We start from the raw sequence: 7,069 nt of genomic DNA on the forward strand, positions 1-7,069 counted from the left end.
CACGTGGTCGTCGTGCCAGACGTCGCCGACCAGGAACTTCTTCGTGCCGATGATCTCGAAGCCGTGCTTCGCGTAGAACTTGGCCGCCCGCTCGTTGCGCTGGTTGACGCCCAGCCAGCAGAGCCGCGCCCCGGTGGCCGCGGCGGCCTCGAGCGTCGCCGTCATCAGCGTGGCGGCGATGCCGGACCCGTGGTTCCGCGCGGCGACATAAAACTTGCTGAGCTCAATCGCCGGTGCAGCAGCCGAGTCGTCGGCGGAACGAACCACGGCGGCCAGTTCCGGATCCTGGATCGGGCCGCCGATCAGCATCGCGTACCCGACCGCCTCGCCGGCGTCCTCGGCCAGCAGCAGGATCCGCGCCGGGTCGGCCAGGTATTTCTCGAAGCTCGCCAGAGCGAGATGTTCGGCGATGAAAGCGTCGATGTCGGTCTGAAGCGTGCCCGGCGGGGTAGCCAGACCGAAGGTGTCGGCCGCAAGCCGGTGCAGCTCAGCCGCGTCCGCCGGGACCGCGCGCCGGATGGTGATCGCCATGGCGTCACGATAACGGCGGCGTGACGCGGGCCATCGGGGCGTCCCGAAACTGGAAAGAGGGTTTAGAGTCGTGCCGACCGACCGATCGACGGTCCGGAACGGGAGGATGAAGCGGTGAGCGAACCGGCATTCCAGCGCAGAGGCCTCGGCGACGTGATCCCGGTGCCGGCCGAGGTGCGGCCCGACCCGGCCGCCGACTTCACCATCGGCGACGGTACGGCGATCCGCACGGCGCCCGGTTCGACCGAGGCTCGCCGGATCGGTGAGTACCTCGCCGCGCTGCTGCGCCCGGCCACCGGGTACGCGCTGCCGGTCGGCGAGGACTCCGGTGAGATCGCCCTGCTGCTCGACCCCGCCCCCGATCTCGACGCGGACGGCGACTTCGACGGCGCCCCGGACGAAAGTTACCGGCTCGAGGTCAGCGCTTCCGGCGTTACGGTGCGGGCTGCCGCCGCGGCTGGGCTGTTCGCCGCCGTGCAGACGCTGCGGCAGTTGTTGCCCGCCGCGATCGACGCGCCCGGCCCGCAGCAGGGCGCATGGGTGCTGCCCGGGGGAGAGATCGTCGACCGCCCCCGGTTCCCGTACCGCGGCGCGATGCTCGACATCGCCCGGCACTTCTTCACCGTCGCCGAGATCAAGGCGTACATCGACTCGCTGGTCCAGTTCAAGATCAATCACCTGCACCTGCACCTGACCGACGACCAGGGCTGGCGGCTGGAGATCGACGGCTGGCCGAAGCTCACCGAGGTCAGCGGTGGTGAGGGCACGGGCGTGGACGGCACCGGGCCGGGCTTCCTGACCCGCGCGGACTACACCGAGCTGGTCGGCTACGCGGCCGACCGGTTCGTGACGATCGTGCCGGAGATCGACATGCCGGGACACGTGAACGCGGCGCAGGTCGCGTACCCCGAGCTGACCGCCGACGGCGTCGCGGTGGCACCGCGTACCGACATGGAGGTCGGCTACAGCTCGCTGGTCGCGGACAAGGAAGAGACGTACGCGTTCGTCGAGGACGTCGTCCGCGAGGTCGCGGCGCTGACCCCCGGCCCGTACCTGCACATCGGCGGCGACGAGGCCCAGGCCACGACGGCGGAGGACTACCGCACGTTCATCCAGCGGGTGCTGCCGCTGGTCGCCAAGTACGGCAAGCGCGTCGTCGGCTGGCACGAGATGGCCGGCGTGGAGCTCCCGGAGACGGCGATCGCCCAGTACTGGCGAATCGAAGCAACCGACGAGGGCACCGCCCGCGCCGCCGCCAACGGCAGCAAAGTGATCATGTCCCCGGCGGACCGCAGCTACCTGGACATGAAGTACACCCCCGACAGCCAGCCGGGCCTGGACTGGGCCGGCGTGATCAACGTCGAACGGTCGTACGACTGGGACCCGGCAGACCGCCTCCCGGGCGTATCAGAGCAACACCTCCTCGGCGTCGAGGCGCCGCTGTGGTCGGAAACGCTGCGCAGCCTTGCGGACGTGCAGACGATGACGTTCCCGCGCCTGCCGGCTGTCGCGGAGATCGGCTGGTCCCCGCGCGCTACGCACGACTGGGAGTCGTTCCGGCAGCGGCTGGCGGCTTTCGGTCCCCGCTGGCGTAACCAGGGCATCGCCTTCCACGCGTCGCCGGAGATTCCCTGGACCTGAAGCGTCTTTCAGAGGGTCAGGATTGAGCACCCGCCGCCCACCTCGAACAGTCTCGAGGAGGGCGGCCGATGACCCGCCGGTCAGCTCATGTGGCGGTCGAACCAGTCCAGGATGCGCCCGGGGTTCTGGGCGAAATACCGGTAACCGTCCCACCGGCGGGTGCTGTCCTCGATCCAGAACAGGTCCTTCTCGACCGTGATGTTGTCGTAGACGGCCTGGATGTCGTCCGGCCGGGTGAGCACGTCGTCGCGTACCTGGTAGAGCAACGTCGGGACGTTGACGCTGCGGGCCGGCTGGACCGGTGACATGTCGTCGAGCCGGAAGCCGTTGTGGAGCCGGACCCGCTGTTCCAGTTCGTCGATGTAACGTGCCGGGATGCCGGCCGCGACCAGCGACTGCTCCATGGTGACCCGCGGCGACAGGGGTTGTGGCGCGACCATGGCCCGGACGCCGTCGAACGCGGCCGGCTCGGCCCGCATCGCGAACATGGTGGCGTTGGCGCCCATGCATCGGCTGAACAGTCCGATGGTCAGGTGATCGAGGTCCCGGCGGCTGCGGACGTACGCCAGAGAGCCCAGCACGTCGCGGGCCTCGTACACGCCGGCGGAGATGACGCCGCCGTTGGCGGCGCCGCTCGCACCGAGGTTACGCAGGTCGTAAGCGAGCACGTGATATCCGGCGTCGTGCAGGATCTTGTAGTCCGGGATGAAGTCGACCTCGTTGTCGTTACCCGTCGGCGCCCACATCGACTTCCACGGCTCGATGTGCGCCGGCAGGCCGGAACGGCTGAACCACAGCGGGTGGTTGGCGATGATCAGCTTGTCCGACCCGGGGGCGGGGATGTACCAGCCCTCCAACGGCACGCCGTCGGTGGACGGGAACGTGATCTCGTGGAAGTCGAGGCCTGCCTCCGCCGGACTGTGCCAGACCGGGGAGCGCAGCGTGGCGCCGAAGCCCGCGGCGTAGGTGCGGATGAACTGCTCGATCTCTTCCGCCGTCGCAGCGGGGGCCGTCTTCGTATCAGTCATGCGAACGACTTTCCGCGCCGGCGCCGAGGGTAAGAAGGCCGAGCGGTTCATGGTCAGCGCGACCATAGGAGTCCCACACCTACCCGGCCCGGTGATCGCCGTGCCTAACCTTGGTAGGTGCAGACAGACAATCCGCTTGGCGACTTTCTGCGCGCCCGCCGTGAGCACACCGGCCCCGGCAGCGTGGGTCTGCCCGTCGGTGGCCGTCGGCGCGTGCCGGGCCTGCGCCGCGACGAGGTGGCAGTGCTGGCCGGCGTGAGCACCGACTACTACGTGCGCTTGGAGCAAGGCCGGGAACGGCACCCGTCGGCCGAGGTGATCAACGCCTTGGGCCGGGTCTTCTCCCTGGACGGCGACGCCGTGGCGCACCTTCAGCAGCTTGCCCGGCCGCAGCGCTCGGCCGGGGAATCCGACCACGTCGACTCCGGCCTGATCGCGCTGCTGGGACGGTGGCACGACACACCGGCGATCGTGCAGAACCGGTACGGCGATGTGCTCGCTTGCACCGGCCTGGCGCTGGCCATTCATCCAAGCTTGGCGCGCGACCGGAATCTGGTCCGGCTGCTGTTTCTCGACCCCGCGGAACAGGCGCTCTTTCCGGACTGGGAGGAGCAGGCCGGCCGAGCGGTGGCCTGGCTGCGAGCCGATGCCGACCCCGGCAGTTCCCGACTTGCGGCCCTGGTGGGCGAGCTGACATTGAAAAGCCCGGTCTTCGCCCAGCTCTGGGCCCGGCACGACGTCACCGTCAAGTCCACCGGCCGCAAACGATTCGCGCATCCCGTGGTGGGCGATTTCACCGTGAACTTCGAGACCTTCCAGGTCAGCGGGCAGGTCGGACAGTCGTTGACCGTCTACCACACGACCGCGGGAACCAGCGACGCCGATGCTCTCACCCTGCTCGCCGCCCACGCGGCCACCGTGCTCGCCGACCGGGTCGTCACGCCGCGGAAGGTCATCGTCGTCGATCAGCTGTCGTAACTCGACCGGCCGGCCAAGGCGTCACCCGATCCGCTCCACCAGGGCAACGTGGTCCCTCGCCGGATCCGAAACCGTCCCGACTCCCCATAACGCCGACGTCCCCGGAATGTTCTCCACCGCCGACAGGAACGGATCCGCCGCCCAGAACGGATTGTCAGCCCGAACCTTCGGCCCGTAGACCACACTCCACTTCCCGCCCTGGTAGCGCAGGAACAGCGACCCCGGGTACGACACCCCGTACGGCTCGCTCGGGTTGCTTCCGGTCACCCACAGATTCCCCGCAGCGTCTCCGCCGACGGCCCACAGATCGGCCGACTCGGTCGGTGCGGCCACGCGCTGCCACGAGACACCATCCCAGTGCATGATCAGCGGCTTCGGCCGAGACGAGTCGTACTCGATCGTCCCGACCGCCCACGCGTCAGTCGCCGAGCGCGCGTGCACGCCGGTCAGCCGCGCACCGGGCACCTTCGGCAGCGCCGCCACCCGCCAGGTGCCGCCGGTGCGCTGCACGATCAGTGGTTCCGGGTAACCAGCGTCGTCGACGTGCCACGAGCCGACCGCGAACGCAGCACCGCCCGGTGCGGTCGCCACCGTCTGCAGGCCCCCGCTCCACCTGTCACTGCCCGGCACGACCACCTCGCGCAAACCTTGGCCGTCCCACTCCATGACAAGAGCGCCACCCGCGCGCCGAGCCCCGACGATCAGCGGCCTGCCGTTGCGGGCCGCCACGTCGCTGAACCGGCCCTGGTCGGCCACCGACATGCCCTGCCAGGCCGTGCCGTCCCAGCGAGCCGCGTACGGCAACTGCCTGTCGTCCTGCCCGACCGCCCACACGTTCGAGGGATCCACCGCGCTCACCGCCTCGGGTGAGTCGAACGGCGCGGGCAGGAGGCTCTCCGACCACGTCCTGCCGTTCCACCGCACCAGCGCAGCCGGCTCGACCGGAATGCGCCCGTACGCGTTGTCCTGATATCCCACCGCCCAGGCGTCAGCCGGCCCGGTCGCGCTCACGTCGACCAGCCGGCTCGCCGGTTTCAGCGGTGGTTCCGCCGCTATCCGCCAGGTCGCCGCCGCCTCGGCCGGCACCGCACCGGCCAGGCTGACAGCGATCGCTCCGACCACCGCCACCACCGGCGCACGCCTCATCGCCCCCATGAACATCTCCCTCGACAGGTGGAATGCCCATCAGCGTCACAGCTGTCGACGGTCGGCGCGAGGGGCGCGGCCTGACCGTAAGGACCTCGTAAGAGATCCTTTGTGGTTCACGGAACTACGATTTCCACGTCGCTCTCCGGCCGGGCCGGGATGCGGCTCAGATTGATGCTCAGGTCCTGTGGGGGCAGGTGGTAGTCGAGCCGGGCCAGCCGTTGCACCAGGGTGCCCAGCAGGGCGACCGTGATCCGTTCGCCCGGGCAGCGGTGACCCGTGCGGGGATCGCCGCCACCCTGCGGGATCAGGTCGAAGTCGCCGATCGGCCGGTCCACGAAACGCTCCGGACGGAATTCGTACGGCTCAGGGAAGAGCAGGTGGTCATGGTTCTGGCCGTAGACATCGAGCAGCACCAGGGCGCCCTTCGGGATGGGCTGACCGGCGAAGGTCAGGTCGGCGATCGCCCGGCCGCCGAGGAACGGGGCGAACGGGTAGAAGCGGCGCACCTCGTGCACGAAGGCCGCGGTGAACTCGTCGTCGCCGTCCCGCAACGGGCGGCGGTGCTGCGGCCAGCGCTCCAGGGCGTGCGCGCTGAACGCGACGAACCACGCGACCGCTGTCGCCGGGCGGATGATGTTGATCAGTTCCACGGCCGCCGTACGGGGCTCGAGCGGCTCGCCGTCCTCGCGGAAGTGCGCGATCGTGGTGATCGCCGCGTCGGCCGGTGCGATGACGTCGCCGCTGCGTACCCCCTCGATCTTTGTGGCCAGCCAGCGCTCGCGCCGGCGGCGGGCCGCCAGGGCGCGCCAGTGCCTTGGGCCCGGGGTCGCGAAGCCGTCCACCATCGCGACCAGGTCGGCGGCCAGTTTCGGCAGCTCGTCGTCAGTGACCGGGATGCCGGCCCACCGGGTCACCGCGCGGGCGATGACCAGGGCCGTCTCGTCGAAGAGAGTCACCGGCGACCGGCCGCGCCAGCTCTCCGCCGCCTCGTCGAACGACTCGCCGACCAGCTTGGCCAGCACGTCGATGCCGTCGTTCATCAGCAGCGCGACGAACAGCGCCTTGCGGTGCCGGTGCGCCTCCCCGTCGAGAGTGTGCACCGCGCCCTGGCCGAACAGCGTGGCCACGACCGGATGCGGCAGAGCGGTGTGCCGCTCGAGGTGGCTCTCGTCGTAGAAGAACCGCACGGCCTCCGGTCCGCAGATCGCCACCGCCCGCCGGCCCAGCACCCGCAGCGGCACGGGCCGGTCGTGATGCCGGCGGCGGAGATCGGGCAGCCAGGCGTAGCCCTTGATGCCGGCCACGAGAGTCTGATCGAGGTCAGTCATGCGGTCGTGGATCCCCACGAGGCCGCCGCCGAAACGGCGGCGGTGTGTCGCCGGCGTGAACGTCCCGAAATCTTCCTTAAATCTTCTTACCGGTACGGCGGGCCGACACGCCGGGTCCGCGCACGTCACCGCCCTTGTTCGGGGCTCAATCGTGACCGTCCGGCGGAGCGGCGGCCATGGCGTGGTCGTAGGCGGGCCCTAGGCTAGCCGCGTGCAGAAGAGGGTGCTGGCATCGGCGACCGCGCTGGCCGGGTTCCTGCTCGTCGCGGCACTGCAGCTCGCGCTGGTCGTGGTGCCGGTCCTGCTGCTGCTCTCGATGCTGCCGGGCGCGGCCGCTCTGCGCCTCGGCGTCCCGGTCTGCATCGCGACGGTCGGCGTGATGGCGTACGCGACCTGGCGCGCCCTGCACACGCG

Annotated in this window: 7 protein-coding genes; 3 read left to right on the forward strand and 4 right to left on the reverse strand. The window is 70.1% G+C overall.

Going from position 1 to position 7,069, the window contains the following annotated elements; translation table 11 throughout:
* A partial coding sequence (locus tag AB0C29_RS26135; protein ID WP_360825098.1) for a GNAT family N-acetyltransferase occupies positions 1 to 531 on the reverse strand: 531 nt, incomplete at its 3' end.
* A gap of 114 nt (positions 532 to 645) precedes the next feature.
* Between AB0C29_RS26135 and AB0C29_RS26140 the strand changes: the two genes are divergently transcribed.
* A complete protein-coding gene (locus tag AB0C29_RS26140) occupies positions 646 to 2,172 on the forward strand; it encodes a family 20 glycosylhydrolase (protein ID WP_360825101.1) in 1,527 nt (508 codons plus the stop codon).
* 80 nt (positions 2,173 to 2,252) lie between these two features.
* Here the strand turns inward: AB0C29_RS26140 and AB0C29_RS26145 are convergent, their stop codons facing one another.
* Complete coding sequence (locus AB0C29_RS26145) at positions 2,253 to 3,200, reverse strand: alpha/beta hydrolase (protein WP_360825104.1); 948 nt, start codon at positions 3,198 to 3,200, stop codon at positions 2,253 to 2,255.
* 117 nt (positions 3,201 to 3,317) lie between these two features.
* Between AB0C29_RS26145 and AB0C29_RS26150 the strand changes: the two genes are divergently transcribed.
* Complete coding sequence (locus AB0C29_RS26150) at positions 3,318 to 4,178, forward strand: helix-turn-helix transcriptional regulator (RefSeq protein ID WP_360825107.1); 861 nt, start codon at positions 3,318 to 3,320, stop codon at positions 4,176 to 4,178.
* A gap of 21 nt (positions 4,179 to 4,199) precedes the next feature.
* Here AB0C29_RS26150 and AB0C29_RS26155 read toward each other — a convergent pair whose 3' ends face one another.
* Together AB0C29_RS26155 and AB0C29_RS26160 are read right to left on the reverse strand one after the other, a co-directional pair.
* On the reverse strand, positions 4,200 to 5,333 hold the full coding sequence (locus AB0C29_RS26155) for a hypothetical protein (protein WP_360825110.1): 1,134 nt from the start codon (positions 5,331 to 5,333) through the stop codon (positions 4,200 to 4,202).
* Positions 5,334 to 5,440: 107 nt separating this feature from the next.
* Positions 5,441 to 6,655 (reverse strand): cytochrome P450, encoded by a 1,215-nt coding sequence (locus AB0C29_RS26160; RefSeq protein ID WP_360825113.1) that lies wholly within the window; start codon positions 6,653 to 6,655, stop codon positions 5,441 to 5,443.
* A gap of 211 nt (positions 6,656 to 6,866) precedes the next feature.
* On the opposite strand from AB0C29_RS26160, the gene AB0C29_RS26165 reads away from it, so the two are divergent.
* Positions 6,867 to 7,069 (forward strand): hypothetical protein (locus AB0C29_RS26165; protein WP_360825116.1); only part of this gene is annotated, 203 nt, incomplete at its 3' end.

Source organism: Actinoplanes sp. NPDC048791 (assembly GCF_040650095.1).
Taxonomy (GTDB): Bacteria; Actinomycetota; Actinomycetes; order Mycobacteriales; family Micromonosporaceae; genus Actinoplanes.

Coding starts and splice junctions, on each gene's coding strand:
- AB0C29_RS26160 (WP_360825113.1), bottom strand. CDS start 6,655: ATGACTGACCTCGATCAGACTCTCGTGGCCGGCATCAAGGGCTACGCC.
- AB0C29_RS26145 (WP_360825104.1), bottom strand. CDS start 3,200: ATGACTGATACGAAGACGGCCCCCGCTGCGACGGCGGAAGAGATCGAG.
- AB0C29_RS26155 (WP_360825110.1), bottom strand. CDS start 5,333: ATGGGGGCGATGAGGCGTGCGCCGGTGGTGGCGGTGGTCGGAGCGATC.